This is a genomic window from Bradyrhizobium sp. SOJA106 (assembly GCF_059448745.1).
Genome location: NZ_CM182549.1, coordinates 7,830,859 through 7,849,706 on the forward strand (window position 1 = coordinate 7,830,859; position 18,848 = coordinate 7,849,706).

The following is an 18,848-nucleotide window of genomic DNA, read 5'->3' on the forward strand; positions in this document are numbered from 1 at the left end:
GGCCCCCCGATGCTCAAGATACTCCAAAGAGCCGTGGCGCCTTGGTGCCAGCCGACATTGATCCTGTCAGCCGCGATTCTCGGCCAGTGGCTTGCGCCGGCGATTCCGGCCAGCGCGCACGTCCATCATGGCCGCGACGGCACCGCCGTGAAGTGGTACCCCTACGATTGCTGCCATGACGGCGACTGCCATCCTGTTTCCAGCGTGCGAGCTCGGGCCGACGGCTTCCTGATGACAACCGAAGAGGGAGCCACACTCTTCGTTCCTTCCCAGAAGGCGCGAAGGCAGTCGCAGGATGGCCGATGGCATATCTGCTTCGCCGCAAGCGAAAAGCCTTTGATACTTTGCGTGTTCGAGCCACCAACGTCTTGAACTGGTTATGCAGATCAACGCGAATATGCGAGCAGGGGTTTTGAACGCGCGCGGCCAGGCAATCTCGGGGCCAACCAGGTCCGCGCCCGCTGTTCGGGTTCGTAGCTCTATTCCGAATGGAAGCTTGGTGCCCGGGGAGGGAATCATACGCAACCACCGACAGGAGGGACGGCTGTTTGTCCTTACTATGGTGGCGTGAGCGCTGGCACGGCGGCGGGAATTCGCTATAGCCGCCCTCAGGCGAAGCGATAGTCTGTGATGTCGACGCCAACGAGGCCGCCATGGGCCTCGATTGCCTGCCGCTGAGGATCACGCATCAGCCCCCCTCACTCGTCCAGGAAGGTTCGGCAGTGGGCAACGAACCGCCCTGGATACTGGAACAACGCCCCGTGGCCGGAATCCGGATAGAGAACGAGCTGGGCGTTCCTCATCGCCTTGAACATGTCGTAGGCGTTGATGCTCGGAAACATCGTGTCGTCGCTGCCGTGCACGATGAGCGTGGGCTGCGAGATGGCGGGGAGCGTCGCCTTTCCTTCATGCTTCCTGGCGCACCAGCCAATGATTGCCTTCGCCTGCGCGTTGCTGACATCCTCACCGCTGTCCGGATCACGATTTTGCTTGCGCATCGTGGCGCGGGCGACGAAGGCGCGGCCAGCGCGCTGACTTTCTTCGGAGGGGGTGAAGAATAGGGGCAACCGGACATCGGGCGCACCTCGGGCGAAGGCTTCGTCGACTACGGCGAGCAGATGTTCCTCGCCCCCGCGCGGTGCGGCGCCCGCAATGATGAGCTTGCGGATCAACCCGGGGTGCTGCTCGGCAAGAACCTGAGCGAGCATGCCACCGAGGGAGAAGCCAAGGAGATCGACCTTTGGTAGGCCAAGGCCTCGTATGAACGTCTCGGCATCCGACGCCATCTGCTCCACCGTATCGGGCGTCCGGCCGGTCGAGGTGCCGATGCCGAGATTGTTGAACGGAATGACGGGCCGCGTTTCAGCAAGGCTATTCACCACTGCCGGATCCCAGGCATCCATTGTCCCGGTGAAGTGCTGCAGCAGGATGAGCGGCGTCCCGACCGTCGGGCCGAGCCGCCGGAAGCCGAAGCGCACATCACCGATGTTCAAATATTCTGTTCTAGCGGCTTCGAGCGACATGGTTGCTCCTTCGTGACTTGCATTGCTTGATGCGGAGCCAATTCTTGTGATTGACGGCGCATCTACATGGTGAGAACGATGCGGAAGCGGGCTTCGCCCGCCATCATCTTGCGATACGCTTCCGGCGCGCGTTCCAGCGGCATCATCTCGATCATGGCGGCGACGCCGGCGAGTGAGCTGAACCGCAAGGTGGCATCGGCGCTCGCTGGATCGCCGGTCAAGGCGCCCTCTATCGAACGCCCGCCGAACAGGAGGTCGGACGTCGCGATCTCCACAGGTTCGGCAGATGCGCCGAGCGCGATGATCCGGCCGCGCGGCCGAAGCCCCTTCACCGCGTCTGCCACGGCCCTACCACCTGACGCGGTGACGACGACGAGCTGCGCGCCGCCCAGATCCTGCAGCGCGGAAGCAACCGCGACGGTCGAGCTGTCGACATAGTGGTGAGCGCCGAGCTTTCCGGCGAGACCACCCTTGTCCGGTCCGCGCCCGATCGCCACGACCTCGAAGCCCATGCGCCGGGCGAACTGCACGGCGAGGTGCCCGAGACCGCCAATGCCGATCACAGCGACGAGATCGCCGGCGCGTGCGGGAGAGTTGCGGAGCGCGCTGAACGTCGTCAGTCCGGCGCAGAGCAGCGGAGCGGCGTCTTCCGAGGTGAGCCCATCGGGGATCGACACGAGGCCACTTGAGCGCGCGAGCATGTACTGCGCGTAGCCCCCGTCATGATGAACGCCGGTGAACTCCTGGTTCCGGCAATTGACGAGATCGCCGCCGCGGCACTCTGCACAATGTCCGCAACTGCCTCCGAGGAAGCCGATGCCGACGCGCTGCCCGAGCGTCCAACCCTCGACATTGCTGCCGACCGCGTCGATCACGCCTACAGCCTCGTGGCCCGGCACGCGCGGCCATTGGATCGGGAAAGCCCCTTCGACCGTCGCGGCGTCGGAATGGCAGACACCGCAGGCCTCGACGCGAACGCGGACCTGCCCGTGGCCGGGATCGACAAGCGGCTTTTGCGTCAGTTCGAGCTGTCCCGGCGCGACGGCCTGAACAGCGCTGTATGTCGTCGGTTCGCTCGACATGAAAGCTCCAGGGTCTGAAAAACTTTTGTCAGAGCGCTACCAGTGGCCTGCCCAAGTCGACAGGACGTAGATGCCATCATTCCGGCCATGCATGGCGAAACGTCGCTGGAAGAACCATCTAGGCGGGTAGCAACCGTCACGGAGAAAGCATGAAGGTCGGCCTGGTCCTTTGCCCGAGTTTCCAACCCATCTGCTTCGGGGCCGTAGCAGCGTTTGACGTGGCCAACAAGCAAGCCGGCGAGACGCTCTACGACGTGCGCGTCCTCTCCGAAGAAGGAGGGCTGGTCGCCTCGTGGGCCGGCATGCAGGTCATGACGGACCCATTCGACGACGCGCCCTATGACACGCTGATCGTCGCCGCGGGCCTGGAGGTACCGACCTCTTCGCCGGGATTGGTCCGGCTGCTTCGCGCCGCTGCTCGCGACGCGCGCCGCGTCGCCGCCATCTGCCTCGGCTCGTTCGTCCTGGGAGATGCAGGCTTGCTGAACGGCCGGCGCGCCACCACGCATTGGCGTTACGCGCAGGCGCTGCAGGACCGTTTCCCCAGCTGCGAGGTCGACATGGACAAGATCTTCATCGCGGATGGGCCGATCTGGACGTCAGCCGGCATGACCGCGGGGACGGACCTGGTCGTGGGCATGATCGAGCGCGACCACGGCTCCGATATTGCCCGTTCGGTGGCGAAGGGCATGGTCATGTACCATCGCCGCTCAGGCGGACAGTCCCAGCATTCCACCTTGCTGGACCTCGGCGCGAATGAAGATCGAGTCCAGCGCGTGCTGAACTACGCTCGTCAGAACCTTGCCGAAAGCCTGACCGTTGACGAACTTGCTGAGGCCGCGTGCCTCAGCCCCCGGCAGTTCACGCGGCTGTTTCGGGCGGAGACCGGCACCACGCCCGCAAAAGCGGTCGAAGCGTTGCGGGTCGAAGCCGCGAAGTTGATGCTGGAACAAAGCCGGTTGCCGATCGAGGTCATCGCTCGCGAGGTGGGGTTCGCGAACCGGGAGCGGATGCGTCTGGCGTTTGCGCGCGTGCTTGGAGAGGTCCCCAGAGCCATCCGCAACGACGCCGGACCGCTCGCCGCGCTATGATCGACGCGCGACCACGGCAGTGCGTGTGAGAAGGCGGCCCACGTCGGACCAGTCGTCAAAGGGCCACCGGATTCTCACGCCGTCGAGCTTGGATTCCATAGGCTCATCGCTAGCTGAGCCGGATGTTGGAGAGATCGATCGAAACGACGAGGGGCTCGGTGCTGAAACTGCCGTCTAGCTGGCGGGCATAGATACGGCGTTTCGTCGGGAATTTGATGCCCGAGACTTCCGTGTAGTCTTCGATGATATGCGCGCCGGACGTGTTGCCGGATATCTCGACGTTGTAGTCGTGGCGCTTCAGCAGCCCCTCACCGTCGAAATAGAGCGTCTGGACGGTGCTGTGCGTCGCAATTTCTGCCGGAAATCGCACCGCAAGGCGGCGCCAGTCGCCGCTGTCGGTCGGCCAGGGCTCCAGTTCCTCTGTCTCAACTCTCGGCCAGGCGAGCAGGAACGGCATGTTCAGATAGGTCCACATCGCGCAGCCGGCGAAGTAGGCGAGTTGCAGTTCAGTCCACGGCGTTTGCAACTCATGGCCGGTAAAGCTCGGGCGCGGTTCAAGCAGCTCTTCGAGAACCGTTCCGTTGTCTGCTTCCAGAGCCACCCGGCTCGGCTCAAAACGTGAGCGCCGATTGTCAGCGCCGAACGGAGCGTGTGACGCCCACTGCCTCTTCAAACCCACGGTGACGTTGGTCCGCTCGAGGGTGACAGCCTGTCCCTTCAAGGACCACAGGACGCCGCCCTGCACAAGATCGGCCGACACCTGCTCGAACTGCCGCCACCGATCGAGGCCTCCATGAGCTTCGATGGCAAGATCCTTGAGTTGCTTCATTATTGGGCTCCTGCGGAAGCCGCACGGGATCGCGCGGCCTTTGTGGCGGGAGCCTAGGCGGTCGGCCACGCCTGCCGAACGACTTAGATGCCTTGATTCCAGACACCGCCGCGAGCCGGGTTCAGATGCCTCTTCCACGCGTGCGCTGATTTGAAGCCGCCGCTACGATGCCGTTTCAAGAGAAATACGCGAGCGCGCTTCGCGCCGATCATCTGGCGAGGCGCTATCGTACGAGATCGTGCTCCAGCGTGGAAAAGCGTGGATTTGGTGCCCAGGGGCGGAATCGAACCACCGACACTGCGATTTTCAGTCGCATGCTCTACCAACTGAGCTACCTGGGCGTGCTGAGCGAAGGACCCAAGGCCCATCGAGCGGGCGGTTTATAGTGGGCTCAGGGCTGCCTGTCCACCCGGCTTCGCCAACAGGCTTCGCCGGGCGCGGCCCGGCTGTGCACAAGCCGGGACCGGGTTGCCGCGGCAGGCGCGCGGCGTGGCGGTAACTCCATCAAGACACTGATATTCTTTGGTTATTCGACGTCGTCAGTTTCATCGTCGCGGCCGGGGATGACGTAGGAGCCTTTCAGCCAGCGGTTCAAATCGACGTCGCGGCAGCGCGAGGAGCAGAACGGGCGGGTGGCATGCTCAGCGGGCTTGCCGCAGATCGGGCAGGTTTTGAGCGGGCCGGTCGGCTTTTTGACGAGGTCGTCCATGACAGGGCGCAGCTTACATGGTGTGAAGGATTTTAAACGCCAGTCCGCAAACAGGTTCCGGGAGCAGCGGCGCATGCGACCCGGCCGGGGTCCGGCCGAGCCATTCTACTGTGCATGGGGTTGTTTTCGAGATTTTTATCGGTGTGCTTCAGACCGCGGTGGCGTTGAGCCAGCCGAAGCGGATCGGGAAACCCTCGCCGCCGAGCAGTGTCGTGGTCTCGTAGAGCGGCAGGCCGACCACGTTGCTGTAGGATCCGACCATCTTCACCACGAAGGAGCCGGCGATGCCCTGCACGGCGTAGCCGCCGGCCTTCCCGCGCCATTCGCCGGAACCGATATAGGCCTGGATGTCGTCTTCCGAGAGGCGCTTGAAGCGGACGCGGGTCTCGACCAGGCGCTGGCGGAAGGCCTCGCGCGGCGTGACCAGGCAGATGGCGGTGTAGACGCGGTGGTTGCGGCCCGACAGCAGCCGCAGGCATTGCGCGGCTTCGTCCACCAGATTGGCCTTGGGCAGGATGCGGCGGCCGACCGCCACCACCGTGTCGGCGGAGAGGATGAAGGCGCCGCGCAGCTCGTCGTCGAGCCGCACCGATTTGAGCGCCGCGTCGGCCTTGGCCCGTGCGAGGCGGTTGGCGCAGGCGCGCGGCAGCTCGCCCCGTTTCGGCGTCTCGTCGACGTCGGCCGGCCGGAGCGCATCCGGCTCGATGCCGGCCTGGTTGAGCAGCGACAGGCGCCGCGGCGAACCGGAGGCAAGTACGAATTTGGGGCGGCCGAGCATCAGATGATTTGGGGGATGAAGCGGGGGTGAATTGCGCGCGGAACCTATCGGAAGGGGGCTGATTTCACAACCGGGAACCCGAGATTAGGTGATTCGAGGCACCCAGATATGCGTGTGCCTGCGCTCTGTGACGCGGGTGTTACGAGCCTTCGACCCTTACCCGCTCGCCGCGCCGACCTTGGCAAACCGCCGGCGGATGCGCATCAGGAGCTGGTCACAGACGTCGCGGTAGGCGGCGAGCTTCTGGTCGCGGCTGCCCTCGGTGGTGGTGGGATCGTGCGTCGGCCAGTATTCGACGTCGGCGGCGAGCGTGCGGGTCAGCTCCAGCGCCTTGTGGTGCGCTTCGGGCGAGAGCGTGATGATGAGGTCGAAATTGAGCCCCTCCCAATCCTCCAGCTCCTCGAAGGTCTGCGGCTTGTGGGTGGAGATGTCCTGACCGAGCTCGGCCATCACGGATATCGCGAACGGATCGAGCTCGCCCTTCCTGGCGCCGGCCGACTTCACGTAGAGGCCCTGCGGAAACATGTGCCGCAACAGGCTCTCGGCCATCGGCGAGCGCACGCTGTTCATCGCGCAGGCGAACAGCACCGATTGCGGATCGCGTGCGCGTGGGGGCGCAGCCATCGCTTACGCTCTTTTTGTCTTGCGCATGATCCGATCCGAAAACCGGTTCCCACTTTTCGGGATCATGCGCGTTTAGCCTTTCCAGTGCAGGACGGTAATGAGCGTGAACAGCCGGCGCGAGGTCTCGAAATCGACCCGCACCTTGCCCTTCAGCCGCTCCTGCAGCGTGCGCGATCCCTCGTCATGGATGCCGCGGCGGCCCATGTCGATGGCCTCGATCTTGTCCGGAGTCGCGGTGCGGATCGCCTGGTAATAGCTGTCGCAGATCATGAAATAGTCCTTCACGATCCGCCGGAATGGCGTCAGCGAGAGCAGATGCGCGACCACCGGCGTGCCGTCCTCGCGGCGGATGTCGAACATCAGCCGGTTGCCGGTGATGCCGATATGCAGCGTGAACGGGCCCTGCCCGTCCGCGCCATCGGGCGCGAACAGGTTCTGCTCGATCAGGTCGTAGATCGCGATCGCGCGCTCATGCTCGATGTCGGGCCCGGAACGGCCGATCGAGTCCTCGTCGAGCGTGACGCCGACGATGCGGTTCTGCGAGTCGTCCTGTTCGGGCGGCTTTGTCATGACAGATTGAGGCGCAATCCAATCGAGCGCGAATGGGCGTCGAGACCTTCCGCTTGCCCGAGCGTCATCGCGGCAGGTCCCAGCGCACGCAACTGGTCCGGCCCGCATTTCAGGATCGAGGTGCGCTTCATGAAATCGTGCACCGAGAGCCCCGAGGAAAACCGCGCCGAGCGCGCCGTCGGCAGCACGTGGTTGGAGCCGCCGACATAGTCGCCGATCGCCTCCGGCGTATGCGCGCCAAGGAACACCGCGCCGGCATTGCGGATCCTTGCAGCGAGCACGTCGGGATCACCAGTCATGATCTCGAGATGCTCGGCGGCGATCGCATCCGCGAGCGGGATCGCGTCGGCCAGGTTCTTCACCATGATGATCGCGCCGAAATCGGCCCAGGAGGCGGTGGCAATCGTGGTGCGCGGCAGCGTCTTCAGCTGCGCCTCGACGGCCGTTTCGACATCTGCCGCCAGCCGCGCAGAATCAGTGATCAGGATCGACTGCGCGCTGGCATCGTGCTCGGCCTGCGCGAGGAGATCCGCGGCGATCCAGTCGGCATTGCCGGTATCGTCGGCGATGACCAGCACTTCGGAGGGACCGGCGATCATGTCGATGCCGACCTTGCCGAACACCAGCCGCTTGGCGGCGGCGACATAGGCGTTGCCCGGGCCGACGATCTTGGCGACCGGCGCGATCGTCGCGGTGCCGTGCGCAAGCGCAGCCACGGCTTGCGCGCCGCCGACGCGGTAGATCTCGGTGACGCCGCCGAGATGCGCTGCCGCGAGCACCAACGGATTGAGCTTGCCGTCCGGCGAGGGCACCACCATCACGAGGCGCGAGACGCCGGCGACCTTGGCCGGCACTGCGTTCATCAGCACCGAGGATGGATAGGCCGCGGTACCACCGGGCACGTAGAGGCCGGCGGATTCGATTGCGGTGTAGCGCCAGCCGAGCTCGACGCCGAGCGGATCGGTGAAGCGCTCGTCCTTCGGCAGCTGGCGCCGGTGATAGGTCTCGATGCGATCGCGCGCGAGCCTGAGCGCATCCAGCGTCGCGGCATCGCAGGCCTTCACTGCGGCGTCAATCTCGGCGGCAGTGACGCGCAGGCCCGATGCATCCAGCGTCAAGCGGTCGAACTTGGCGGTGGCCTCGAGCAGGGCCGCGTCGCCGCGCTTGGCGACCTCGTCGACGATCGCGCGCGCGGCGGCCTCGACGTCGGCCGAGACCTCGCGCTTGGCGGCGAGGAAGGCCGCGAATCGCTGGTCAAAATCGGCGCTGCTGCGGTCGAGACGAACGGGCATTTTTGGCTTGGCTTCCGGCTGGACTTTGGGGCGGATTGGCTCACCCGGCCCCCTGCTCAATGGCGCGGCGGGGAAGCGGCGTCAACCCTTGGCGGGTGCCCCGCAGGCGAAGGCCTGAGGCGGATCAGTTGGTATACAGGTGACCTCACCCCTCCCCCTCGATCTCCAGCCCCGTTCCCAGTTCGTCCGCCCCGAGGTCGGTCAGCTCGCATTCCAGGCATTCGACGTCGAGGCGGATGGCGCCGCCCTGGGCGAACAAAAGCAGGGCGCTGCCGCCGGGCTCCTCGGCGCGCCCGTCCTGGGGGTGAAACTCGATGCCGACGAGGTCCAGCACCTTGTCCGGCGCGTCGAGATCGATGTTGCGCGACTTGCAGGCGAGCACGCGATCGAAGCGAAGCGCGGCGACCAGGCGGCGCGGCTCGGCCTCGCCCGCCAGCGTCTGCTCCCAGTCCAGCCGGTGCATGCCAACCACCAGCCGCTTCTCGCTCTGGCGCCAGATGATGTCGGAGGCCTGCACGCGGGCATCCTGGACATGGGTCGAGATCACGGCGAGATCGTCGGCATCGAGCGCGATCATCTTGAGCTGGGGAGACATCGCGGGCGTTTCTCCTTCAGGGCGACAGAGCTCAACGCGCGCGGTGACGGAAATTTCCTTCACCCGGCGGCGGCGATCTCGTCGAAGGATACACCGGTCAGCGTCGCCGACACCTCCCAAAGCATCGCGGCCGCGGCGAAATCCGTCGCTTGCGGCATGATCTTCGCAGGCACTGGCGGTCCCCGGAGCTTTTCGTGAAGTGGACGTTCGAGGCGATCCGGGCGATATTGAAGTGACGGGCTCACCCTCCCCTGGAGGGCAGGGGAGGTAAGAGTCGCGTCCCGCTTACTCCTTGAAAAACGCCAGCAGGTCGGCGTTGATGGTCTCGGCGTGGGTGGTCGGCATCCCGTGCGGGAAGCCCTTGTAGGTCTTCAGGACGCCCTGCTTGAGCAGCTTGGCCGAGAGAGGCGCGGAAGCAGCGTAAGGCACGATCTGGTCGTCGTCGCCGTGCATTACCAGGACGGGGACGTTGATCTTCTTGAGGTCCTCGGTGAAGTCGGTCTGCGAGAACGCCACGATGCCGTCGTAATGCGCTTTCGCGCCGCCCATCATGCCCTGGCGCCACCAATTCTGGATCACCGCTTCCGACGGTTGCGCGCCGGGGCGGTTGTAGCCGTAGAACGGGCCGGCGGCGATATCGCGGTAGAAGGCCGAGCGGCCGGCCGCGAGCGCAGCCTGAAAGCCGTCGAACACGCTCTTCGGCAGGCCGCCGGGATTGGCCGCGGTCTGCACCATCAAGGGCGGCACCGCGGAGAGGATCGCGGCCTTCGCCACCCGGCTCTCGCCGTGGCGCGCGATGTAGTGCACGACCTCGCCGCCGCCGGTGGAATGGCCGACATGGATCGCGTTCTTGAGGTCGAGATGCGCGGTGACCGCGGCGAGATCGTCAGCATAATGATCCATGTCGTGGCCGTCGGCGACCTGCGAGGAGCGGCCGTGGCCGCGGCGGTCATGGGCGATGACGCGGTAGCCGCGCGTGACGAAAAACATCATCTGCGCGTCCCAATCGTCCGACGACAGCGGCCAGCCATGGCTGAACACGATCGGCTGGCCTGAGCCCCAGTCCTTGAAAAAGATCTCGACGCCGTCTTTGGTGGTGATGGTGGGCATGGTGGGGCTCCTTATTGCCTCGATTCATTCCGGGGCGCGCGAAGCGCGAACCCGGAAATCTGGAGATTGTTGCGCGAGATTCCGGGTTCGATGCGTTGCATCTCGGAATGACGAGAGCATAGCGATCAAGCAAACGTCATCGGCTTGAAGCGGCGCCAGGCGCCGATCGTCAACACCACGAAAAACACCAGCACGATGCCCTGCACCACCGCGAACACCGAACCCGAGGGCGGCGCCGGCGGCACGGCGGGCGCGAGCGCGGCCAGCGCCGGCACCTTCAGGAACGACTGGATCACCAGCACGAAGACGTTGAAATAGAGCGAGACCATCGCCGTGACGATGTAGACCGGACGCCAGACCCCGGCGAGCTTCATGCCATAGAGCGCGAAGCAGGCGATCGCGAGCAGCACCAGCGAGATGATGCCGATGATGTGCGAGGGCAGCAGCTCCTTGAACGGAAACAGGAAGCCGGTGGCACTGGTGAGGATGGTGAACAGCAGGAAGGTCGCGGTGAGGCCCGGCATCGATTTCGAGCCGAGCAGGCCGAACATCACGACAAGGCCGGCGGCGATGGCGATCAGGCTGATGATGACATGGACCAGTGTGAAGGCGGGCAGGCTCAACCCAAGGACCATGACACCTCTCCTACGCTCTGCATTGAGATGGAGATTGATATTACGGTCCTCATCGGATGGCTACATGCGCGATGTCACAGGCGCGTGCGGAGCCATGCGTCATCGTGCGAATCGACAAACGCATGGCTGATTTTTTTGCAGCGCTGTCACAAACGACAGCAGCTTCGACAAAAGTTGAAATCGAGGCTCACACTTCCTTGGTATCGAAGATCAGGAGGTCTGCGCCGCCGCTGGCAAACTTCGGCACGTCGCCGGCTGCTGCCTTGCCCGCTTCGCTGCCGAATGCCTTCTGGATGTCGCCCACGCTGTCGAAGGTGAGGATGGCGACGAGATGGATTCCGGACGGCCCGGCGGGCGAGCCGACCGGGCCCGTGCTGACGGCGTATTTCTTCAGGCCGGGCAGCTTCTTGGCGAGCGCAATGTGGATCTCGGCATAATGCTTGTCGAAGGCGGCAGCGTCCTTGGGCGTTTTGTAGAGCACGACGAGTTCGGCCATTTAGTCCTCCCTTGAAACGTGTTGTTGGTGGATCCTGAGGATGAGGAGAGATAGTCACGCATGGCGCAGCAAAATGGCAAGCCGAATTCGACTTGCCATTTGCTTGTCCTGTTCTTGACTCACTGTTTGAGCACGATGTTTTCGCAAAACCGCTTCACACTTTTCGCTAACGCGGCCCTTCGGGTCCGGATCGTGCTCTAAAGCGCCGGCTTTGCGGCGTCGCCGAGATAGCCGTGGAGGGAGGCGACGACCTGTGCGCCCTCGCCGATGGCGCCGCCGACGCGCTTGACCGAGCCGGAGCGGACGTCTCCAACGGCGTAGACGCCGGGCACGGAGGTCTCGAGCGGCGCCACCAGCTTGCCCTGGTTCTGCTCGGACTGCGCGCCCGTCACGACGAAGCCGCCGCGATCGAGCGTCACGCCGCAGCCGTCGAGCCAGCCGGTGGCGGGATCGGCGCCGACGAACAAAAAGAGATTTCGGATCTCGGCTTCATCCTCGTCGTCCGAGAGCCGGCTCTTCCAGCGGATGCGCCGCAACAGCGAGGTCTCGTCGCCCTCGAGCGCGGTGATCTCGGTGTTGAACATCAATTCGATGTTCGGCGTCGCTTCGATGCGCTCGATGAGATAGCGCGACATGCTGGCCCCCAAGCCGCCGCCGCGGATGATCATCAGCACGCGCTTCGCATGGCCCGACAGGAACACGGCCGCCTGCCCCGCCGAATTGCCGCCACCGACCAGCGCGACCTCTTCGCCGGCGCAGAGCCGCGCCTCGACCGGCGAGGCCCAGTACCAGACGCCGCGTCCCTCGAACTTCTCGAGGTTGGCGATCTCAGGCCGTCGATAGCGCGCACCGCTTGCGACCACCACCGCGCGCGAGCGCAAGGTGTCGCCGCAATCCAGCGCCAGTGCGAAGGTGCCGTGTGTGCGCGAGCAATCCAGCGATTTCACCGACATCGGAATCATGATCTCGGCGCCGAATTTCTGCGCCTGGGTGAAGGCGCGCCCCGCCAGCGCCTGGCCCGAGATGCCGGTCGGAAAGCCCAGATAGTTTTCGATGCGTGCGCTGGCGCCGGCCTGACCGCCGAACGCGCGGGTGTCGACGACGGCGACCGAGAGCCCCTCGGATGCCGCGTAGACCGCGGTTGCAAGCCCCGCCGGTCCGCAGCCGACGATCGCAACATCGTAGATGCGATCATCCTTGGCGCCGCCGATCATGCCGATGGCGCGGCCGAGCTCGGTCTCGCTGGGATTGCGCAGCACGGTGCCATCGGCGGTGACGACGAGCGGCCAATCCTCCGGCTTCGGCGAATAGCGCGTGATGATCTCGGCTGCATCATGCTCGCTGGCCGGGTGGAGCAGATGATGCGGCTGGCCGTTGCGGGTGAGGAAGCCTTGCAGGCGCACCACGCCGGCGGAGTTCGAGGGCCCGATCAGCACGGGCCCGCCGATGCCGCCCTGGATCAGATTGACCCGGCGCAGGATCAGCGCACGCATGATGCGCTCGCCAAGCTCGGCTTCGGCCACCAGCAGCGCACGCAACCGGTTCGGCGGAACGAGGAGCACCTCGACCTCGCCCTCGGCGCGTCCGTCGACCAGCGCCGGCCTGCCCGAGAGCTGGCCGAGTTCGGCCAGGAACTGCCCCGGCCCCTGATCGATCACCGGCGTGACATGGCCGAGCCCGTCGCGCTGGGTGATGGCGACGTGGCCCGCCAGCACCACGAACATGCCGGGACCCTGCTTGCCGGTCTCGAACAGCAGCTCGCCATCTTTATAGCGCCTGAGCTCGCCGAAATGGCGCAGGCGCTCGATCTCGGCAGGCGCCAGCGCCGGAAAGGTCTGCTCGGGACGCGTGAACCGCGCCATGAGCGCGTTCCTGTCGGTTCGTTGCACCTCGTCCTGCGCCATCATCATTCTCGCTCATTGCAAAATTGAGCCGCCTGGCTTTCCGGCGGCTCCCTCGTCGAGGGAATCATCATCGTTCCGCGCGGGCTCGGTGCCTGCGGCGCGTTCGCGCGCCTGCACCTTCCGCCGCTTCAGGTTTTCGCGCAGCGCCGACTTCAGCCGGTCGTCCCGGGACGTCTTCGCCTGCCGCGCGCGCTTGTCGTTCTCGTCAGCCATCACGGCTCCATTCGCGGGATCGGCGATAACATGCCCCATCAACGTGGCAGCTCAAGAGGCGCGCGCAATTCGATCGTGCGAAACTCCAAATGAGTCCAATCCGCCAAGTGGGCCAATTGGCCAGTTGGGCGGGGATATCGGAACCCGAATCGGCAAAAAGACGGTCGTTTCGCGCCAAAACGGGCATTTGGGCGCCGATATCAGCCCGATTTTCTCGTTTTGACGGGACCAGCAAGCTTGCACAGGAGGGGGGCTTGTGGCAGATATCGGCCCGCTTGGTAGGCCCCGTGGCGGCCGATTCTGATCCCAGCACATGCTGCCGTAGCTCAGTGGTAGAGCACTCCATTGGTAATGGAGAGGTCGACAGTTCAATCCTGTCTGGCAGCACCATTTCTTCGGTTCAATCACGCGCAGATCGGCATTCTCGCGGCACCAAACGCCCGAGTTTTGCTCTCCTCTTTCGCCCTCCTCCAATGGGAGGGCGCAGGGAAGGCCGCATAGGCGTTAAGGTAGCGCAAGCATTGATTGATATTGACGTTTTCGGGGAGGCTCGCGCAGGTGCCGCCCGAGCGCTCGCTTACTGCGGCGCAAGCGGCGGATGGTTGGTTGTGGAATGATTGCTTGCAGCAAGGATGCAACGAGTTGTTGCAAGATACGCCAACCGCCAGGTGTCGTCAGGCGGCCTGCTTCCAGTGGGGAGAGTCCTCGAAGTCGCGGACAAGCGGCTCGAGCAGCAGGATAATCAAGAGGTGAGCCAGCAGGTAGGGCTTCGCCGAACGCTGATCAGTTCCAGGCGGTGTCTTGAGACCAATCAGGCTTTTCAGTCGCTTGAAGCCAAGTTCGATCCGCCATCGCAGTCGATAGAGTGCAAGCACATCCTTGGCGGAGAACTCGTCCCGTGCGAGCGACGTGACCAGAATGACCCAATCCGCGGCTTCCAGAGTCCCTTTGGAGATGATGCGGTTTTCGTCTCGTGCGTCTCGCCGAGCTTTACGACGCGAAGCCGCGGCCGCACCGGTGGGCTTCTTGACCGCAACCAGACGCATAGCCAGAGGCGCCCCGTCCTTGCGTTTGATCCAAATCCTCCGATCGATCAGTCCGCGTGCCTTTGCCGCACGCAATTGGGCCATCAGATCGAATGGAAGGCCTTGGGCATCAAGCCAGCGCGCGTTCTTCCAGCCTGCTCGGATCAGAACGTCGGCACCAGCCGCGCGGACAGCCGCGATGCGGTCAGGTTGCAGATAAGCGCGGTCAGCAATGCGGATCTCGTTCTTGACTACTGGTATCCGGTCAAACGTTTCGCCCTCTTGCTGATCCGTTAGCTCGAAGTGACCAAAGCGCTCACTTGGCAGATCAAATGCACTATGAAGCCGCCAAAGCTCACTGCTCCTGCGGGCAGTCGGCCCGGCCTGAGGTACTGTCGTCGCATCGACGATGCGGATCAGGCGGCCTCGGCTCGCCTTCGGCGCTGCCGCATCGAGCAAGCTCTCCACCAGCACTGCAAACCAATCGCCACATTGACGCAGGCGATAGAACAACGCCACGCTGCTGAGGTCCGCAAGGCCAACAGAAGCCGCCCACGCAGCTGTCGATCTCAATCCTCTTTCCCCTAAACAATAGGCCAGCATCAGCCGAAGCAACGCCACCGCGTCTGGAATTTGGCGCCGCCGCGCGAAAGCCTTCGTCTGGCGCGCGCTTATCTCAAGCTGCTCAGCCCCACCCAGCTGCGCAACCACTCTCGTCCAGTCCTCATTTAGAAGCGATTCGTCTGCCATGCCCCTTGGAATCACGTGTGATTCCAACACTCAAGAATAAACTTAACGCCTATGGGGAAGGCCGGGTGCCGGCTGGCACCCATGATCCGCTGCGCGAAGGATTGCACACGCAAATGCGCAGGCGGGAAACAGGTGGGCCGGAGAACACCCGGCCTTCCCTGCGCGATGGGTTGACGGCTTATACGCGCTCTCCCCGGAGCCGAGTTCCTTCTGGCCTCCGTCACCTCGCGAATTGGCGATGGCTTGAGGCCCGGTTGAGCCTCGATCCATCTCCGCAAGGCTTGACCGTAGCAACGACGGTCAGGACCACGCGCTTTCGCCGTACGCGTCGGCCCGGCTTCGCTCGAGGAGCTTCGCCGGGCGCAGCGCCGTCCGTCCGCACGGAGCAAAGACCTCACGAGGTTCATCTCGCCCTGGTCCCGCATACCCGTGCCCGGCGCTGCCGCGTCCACCGCAACCCGATCCACGTTCGACACGACGTACGATCGCCCCTCTCCGGGGACCGGGATGGCCGGGATAGTGCCGCAAATCCGAATTTCGGTAAAGTGGAATATTTTTGCGGAAGGGGATTGACGGGATTTGGCGGGAGGCGGGCGTGTTGCCGACGGGTCGCGCAGGTAAGGTTAATTCTTCCTTTCGATTGTCGGTAAAGTTTTATCTATTATCGTCTTTGTCATTCGTGACGAACCAGAGGCTCCAATAGTGTTTGCGTGTTGCCTGATCGTGACTGGAACTGCACTGCTCCTCGCCGGCCTGGTCGCCTTCGGCCTTCATAGAAACTCGTTGCACTCATTGGCATTGCTGTAGTCGGCCGCGATAGGCCGAGAAGCCCGGCAGATAGCCGCCGATCAGCAGGGGCTGAACGAGCACGAGGCCGAGGGCGATGATCCCGGCGAAGCCGGCGAGGATGTAGACCGGGCCGCGCTATGCGAGCTGCTCGCTAGCCTCGGCAAACGCGATCGGCACGCCGATCGCCGTGACAAGGGCGGTCCAGATCAGGATCACCCGGGCCAGCAGCAACAGGCGCAACACGCCCAGTCGAGACGAAGGACGCCCTACGTCGCAATAACAGGGTTGTGAATGCGGCCGCCGGCGGCGAGAGCAGCTTCCTGCACGCTGGCATTACATATGATCTTCGCAGTCCCTCCACGCCGGTACCCCGCCCATGATCCCTTTCTCCATCCTAGACCTCGCACCTATCCGTCAGGGCGGCGACGCGTCGCAGGCGTTCCGCAATTCGCTTGATCTCGCGCAACATGCGGAGACGTGGGGCTTCAAGCGTTTCTGGCTCGCCGAGCATCACAACATGACGGGGATCGCGAGCGCGGCGACTTCAGTCGTGATCGCCCATGTCGCAGGCGGGACGAAGACGATCCGCGTCGGCTCTGGGGGGATCATGCTGCCGAACCATTCGCCGCTTGTCATCGCCGAGCAGTTCGGCACGCTGGAATCGCTTTATCCCGGCCGGATCGATCTCGGCCTCGGGCGAGCGCCGGGCACCGACCAGTTGACCGCGCGGGCGCTGCGGCGCGACCTCGCCACCACGTCCGAGAATTTCCCGCACGACGTGCTGGAGCTGCAGGCGCTGCTCGGTGACGTGCAGCCGAACCAGGCGATCCGCGCCGTGCCGGGCATGGGGACGAAGGTGCCGCTCTGGATCCTGGGATCGAGCACCTTCGGCGCGCAGCTTGCGGCGATGCTCGGCCTGCCCTTCGCCTTCGCCTCGCATTTCGCGCCACAGATGATGATGCCGGCGCTGCGCGAATATCGCGCGCGCTTCGAGCCGTCGGCCCAGCTCGACAAGCCCTATGCGATGATCGGCGTCAACGTGTTCGCCGCCGACAGCGACGCGGAGGCGCGGCGCATGTTCTCCTCGCTGCAGCAGCAGTTCATCAACCTGCGCCGCGGCACGCCGGGGCCCCTGCCGCCACCGGTCGACGACATGGACGCGCTGTGGTCGCCGGCCGAGAAGGCCGGCGTGGGCCAGTCGCTGTCCTGCTCCGCAGTCGGCTCGCCGGACGTGGTCGAGGAAAAGCTGAAGGCGCTGATCGCCGAGACCGGCGCGGACGAATTGATGACCACGGGCCAGATCTACGACCACGCGGCGCGCCTGCGCTCGTTCGAGATCGCGGCCGAGGTGCGGGATCGGCTGGCGCAGCAGCCGGCGGTGTGAGGGCGATCGCAGCTCAACGAGGTGCGCTCCCTCCCCCGCACGCGGGGGAGGGCTGGGGAGAGGGTGTCTCCACAATGGGACAATCCCCAAGAGCAAAGAGCCCTCACCCCGCCCCTCTCCCGCAAGCCAAGCGGGAGAGGGAGTGCACCGTGATCGTGGCGAGCTTCGCGCGCTCTAATCCGGAAAGCCGAACAGCTTGGCCGGATTGTGCACCAGGATCTTTTCCAGCTCGGTCGGATCGGGCGCGTAGCGGTACATCAGTTCGAGCAGATCGGCATCGTTCGGCGGCTGCTTCACGGAGACCGGGTGCGGCCAGTCGCTGGCCCAGACGCAGCGGTCGGGTGCGGCCTCGATATAGGCGCGCGCGATCGGGATCACGTCGTCGTAGGGAGCGCCGGCCTTCGAGGTCTTCTCGCCGAGCGACAGCATGACCCAGAAATTGCCCTTCTTGAGCAGCTCCAGCATCTTGCGCAGGTTCGGATCGTCCTTGCCGGCTTCCGGATCGGGCCGCGCCATGTGGTCGATCAGCACGGGCACGTCGAGATTCTCGTACTTGGCGACGCTGGATACGATGCCATCCTTCTCCGGTTGGATCTTGACGTACCAGCCGAGCTCGCGGATCCGCGCGATGGCCCGGGCGAAGTCGGCGTCCGAGAGCACGGCACCGAGCTCCTGGCGAAAACTGAAGCGCGCGCCGCGCACGCCGGCCTCGTGCAGCTTGGCAAGATAAGAGTCGCTCGCCTCCGCGAACACCAGCGCGTTGGCGCAGCCGCGATAGTTCGGACCCATCGCGGCGAGGCCGTCGAGCACGACGGCATGGTCGGCGCCGTAGGTCGTGGTCTGCACGATGACGCCGCGCTCGATGCCGAGCGCCTTGTGCATGCGCAAGGCCGCCTCCCAGGTCGCGGTCGGCATCCGATAGGCGGCGCCGGGACGCTCCGGATATTTCTCGATCGGACCGAGCACGTGAAACTGGCTGTCGAGGCTCTTCGGTGGCGGCGGCTTGCTTGGGCGGCGCGGATTGGGATCGAACGGCAGATAGGTCGGCATGCGCAAATCTCCTCAGTCGATCACGGCGGTGAAGTCGCACTGCACCAGCGCGCCGCCATCCATGTTGTCCATCGGCAGCGCGTGGCGCGCCGGGCGCGAGTGCTCGTCCGGAAACATCTTCAGCCATTCAACATTGACCGGACCGCGCTGCGTGCGGTCCTTCAGCCACACCGTCATCTTGATGATGTCGTCGGTGGTGCCGCCGGCGGCCTCCACCGTCGCCTTCATATGCGCGAACATGTTGGCGCATTGGGCTTCGAGACTCTCGGGCATCACGCCGGCCGCATCGCGGCCGAGGATGACGCCGGACATCACGAGATTGCCGATGCGGCAGGCGTTCGGAATCGGATTGGCGTGCTTGAATCCGCCGATATGGATGCTCTTGCGCCGTGTCATGGT

The 18,848-nt window shown here is 64.6% G+C and carries 20 protein-coding genes, 2 tRNA genes and 1 pseudogene; 4 read left to right on the forward strand and 19 right to left on the reverse strand.

Features of this window, described 5'->3' with window-relative positions:
* The first annotated feature begins 9 nt into the window (after positions 1-9).
* Positions 10-372 carry a hypothetical protein gene (locus AC5V87_RS36955; protein WP_456842258.1) on the forward strand — a complete coding sequence of 121 codons (363 nt, stop codon included), beginning with the start codon at positions 10-12 and terminating at the stop codon, positions 370-372.
* Between the two features lie 326 nt (positions 373-698).
* On the opposite strand, the gene AC5V87_RS36960 is transcribed toward AC5V87_RS36955, so the two are convergent.
* Positions 699-1,523, reverse strand: coding sequence for an alpha/beta fold hydrolase (locus tag AC5V87_RS36960; RefSeq protein WP_495369394.1), 825 nt, complete (start codon positions 1,521-1,523; stop codon positions 699-701).
* Positions 1,524-1,585: 62 nt separating this feature from the next.
* The gene (locus AC5V87_RS36965) at positions 1,586-2,605 is read right to left on the reverse strand and encodes an alcohol dehydrogenase (RefSeq protein WP_495369395.1); all 1,020 of its coding nucleotides are present in this window, start codon (positions 2,603-2,605) and stop codon (positions 1,586-1,588) included.
* 149 nt (positions 2,606-2,754) lie between these two features.
* On the opposite strand from AC5V87_RS36965, the gene AC5V87_RS36970 reads away from it, so the two are divergent.
* On the forward strand, positions 2,755-3,696 hold the full coding sequence (locus tag AC5V87_RS36970) for a GlxA family transcriptional regulator (protein WP_495369396.1): 942 nt from the start codon (positions 2,755-2,757) through the stop codon (positions 3,694-3,696).
* Between the two features lie 109 nt (positions 3,697-3,805).
* Here AC5V87_RS36970 and AC5V87_RS36975 read toward each other — a convergent pair whose 3' ends face one another.
* The 13 genes from AC5V87_RS36975 to AC5V87_RS37035 all read right to left on the reverse strand — a co-directional run bounded on the left by AC5V87_RS36975 (position 3,806) and on the right by AC5V87_RS37035 (position 13,451).
* A complete protein-coding gene (locus tag AC5V87_RS36975) occupies positions 3,806-4,525 on the reverse strand; it encodes a hypothetical protein (RefSeq protein ID WP_495369397.1) in 720 nt (239 codons plus the stop codon).
* Positions 4,526-4,790: 265 nt separating this feature from the next.
* Positions 4,791-4,866: transfer RNA gene (locus AC5V87_RS36980), tRNA-Phe, on the reverse strand.
* Between the two features lie 185 nt (positions 4,867-5,051).
* Positions 5,052-5,234: a DNA gyrase inhibitor YacG gene (gene yacG / locus AC5V87_RS36985; protein ID WP_456842253.1), complete on the reverse strand. Its 183-nt coding sequence runs from the start codon at positions 5,232-5,234 to the stop codon at positions 5,052-5,054.
* Positions 5,235-5,382: 148 nt separating this feature from the next.
* Positions 5,383-6,012, reverse strand: coding sequence for a Maf-like protein (locus tag AC5V87_RS36990; protein ID WP_456842252.1), 630 nt, complete (start codon positions 6,010-6,012; stop codon positions 5,383-5,385).
* Between the two features lie 156 nt (positions 6,013-6,168).
* Entirely contained in the window at positions 6,169-6,636 is a 468-nt protein-coding gene (locus AC5V87_RS36995) for an arsenate-mycothiol transferase ArsC (protein WP_495369398.1), read from the reverse strand.
* Between the two features lie 72 nt (positions 6,637-6,708).
* Positions 6,709-7,206, reverse strand: coding sequence for a UPF0262 family protein (locus tag AC5V87_RS37000; RefSeq protein ID WP_027561449.1), 498 nt, complete (start codon positions 7,204-7,206; stop codon positions 6,709-6,711).
* Positions 7,203-8,498 (reverse strand): histidinol dehydrogenase, encoded by a 1,296-nt coding sequence (gene hisD / locus AC5V87_RS37005; RefSeq protein WP_495369399.1) that lies wholly within the window; start codon positions 8,496-8,498, stop codon positions 7,203-7,205. Before hisD ends, AC5V87_RS37000 begins: the two co-directional genes overlap by 4 nt.
* A 145-nt stretch (positions 8,499-8,643) precedes the next feature.
* Positions 8,644-9,093 carry a DUF2948 family protein gene (locus tag AC5V87_RS37010; protein ID WP_495369400.1) on the reverse strand — a complete coding sequence of 150 codons (450 nt, stop codon included), beginning with the start codon at positions 9,091-9,093 and terminating at the stop codon, positions 8,644-8,646.
* 285 nt (positions 9,094-9,378) lie between these two features.
* On the reverse strand, positions 9,379-10,203 hold the full coding sequence (locus AC5V87_RS37015; protein WP_456842248.1) for an alpha/beta fold hydrolase: 825 nt from the start codon (positions 10,201-10,203) through the stop codon (positions 9,379-9,381).
* 125 nt (positions 10,204-10,328) lie between these two features.
* On the reverse strand, positions 10,329-10,838 hold the full coding sequence (locus AC5V87_RS37020; protein ID WP_495369401.1) for a hypothetical protein: 510 nt from the start codon (positions 10,836-10,838) through the stop codon (positions 10,329-10,331).
* A 187-nt stretch (positions 10,839-11,025) separates the two neighbouring features.
* The gene (locus AC5V87_RS37025) at positions 11,026-11,334 is read right to left on the reverse strand and encodes an EthD family reductase (protein ID WP_495369402.1); all 309 of its coding nucleotides are present in this window, start codon (positions 11,332-11,334) and stop codon (positions 11,026-11,028) included.
* A gap of 197 nt (positions 11,335-11,531) precedes the next feature.
* Complete coding sequence (locus tag AC5V87_RS37030) at positions 11,532-13,238, reverse strand: FAD-dependent oxidoreductase (RefSeq protein WP_495372005.1); 1,707 nt, start codon at positions 13,236-13,238, stop codon at positions 11,532-11,534.
* 12 nt (positions 13,239-13,250) lie between these two features.
* Positions 13,251-13,451: a hypothetical protein gene (locus tag AC5V87_RS37035; RefSeq protein WP_495369403.1), complete on the reverse strand. Its 201-nt coding sequence runs from the start codon at positions 13,449-13,451 to the stop codon at positions 13,251-13,253.
* A gap of 315 nt (positions 13,452-13,766) precedes the next feature.
* On the opposite strand from AC5V87_RS37035, the gene AC5V87_RS37040 reads away from it, so the two are divergent.
* Positions 13,767-13,841: transfer RNA gene (locus AC5V87_RS37040), tRNA-Thr, on the forward strand.
* Positions 13,842-14,125: 284 nt separating this feature from the next.
* On the opposite strand, the gene AC5V87_RS37045 is transcribed toward AC5V87_RS37040, so the two are convergent.
* Both AC5V87_RS37045 and AC5V87_RS37050 read right to left on the reverse strand, forming a co-directional pair.
* Positions 14,126-15,226, reverse strand: coding sequence for an IS4 family transposase (locus AC5V87_RS37045; protein WP_456836948.1), 1,101 nt, complete (start codon positions 15,224-15,226; stop codon positions 14,126-14,128).
* 807 nt (positions 15,227-16,033) lie between these two features.
* A pseudogene (locus AC5V87_RS37050) lies at positions 16,034-16,231 on the reverse strand (ferric reductase); the annotation flags it as partial.
* Positions 16,232-16,391: 160 nt separating this feature from the next.
* On the opposite strand from AC5V87_RS37050, the gene AC5V87_RS37055 reads away from it, so the two are divergent.
* A complete protein-coding gene (locus tag AC5V87_RS37055) occupies positions 16,392-17,399 on the forward strand; it encodes an LLM class flavin-dependent oxidoreductase (RefSeq protein ID WP_495369404.1) in 1,008 nt (335 codons plus the stop codon).
* Between the two features lie 174 nt (positions 17,400-17,573).
* Here AC5V87_RS37055 and AC5V87_RS37060 read toward each other — a convergent pair whose 3' ends face one another.
* Together AC5V87_RS37060 and AC5V87_RS37065 are read right to left on the reverse strand one after the other, a co-directional pair.
* Positions 17,574-18,449, reverse strand: a complete 876-nt coding sequence (locus tag AC5V87_RS37060) for an amidohydrolase family protein (RefSeq protein ID WP_495369405.1) — start codon at positions 18,447-18,449, stop codon at positions 17,574-17,576.
* Positions 18,450-18,461: 12 nt separating this feature from the next.
* Complete coding sequence (locus AC5V87_RS37065; protein WP_495369406.1) at positions 18,462-18,845, reverse strand: RidA family protein; 384 nt, start codon at positions 18,843-18,845, stop codon at positions 18,462-18,464.
* Positions 18,846-18,848: the final 3 nt, after the last annotated feature.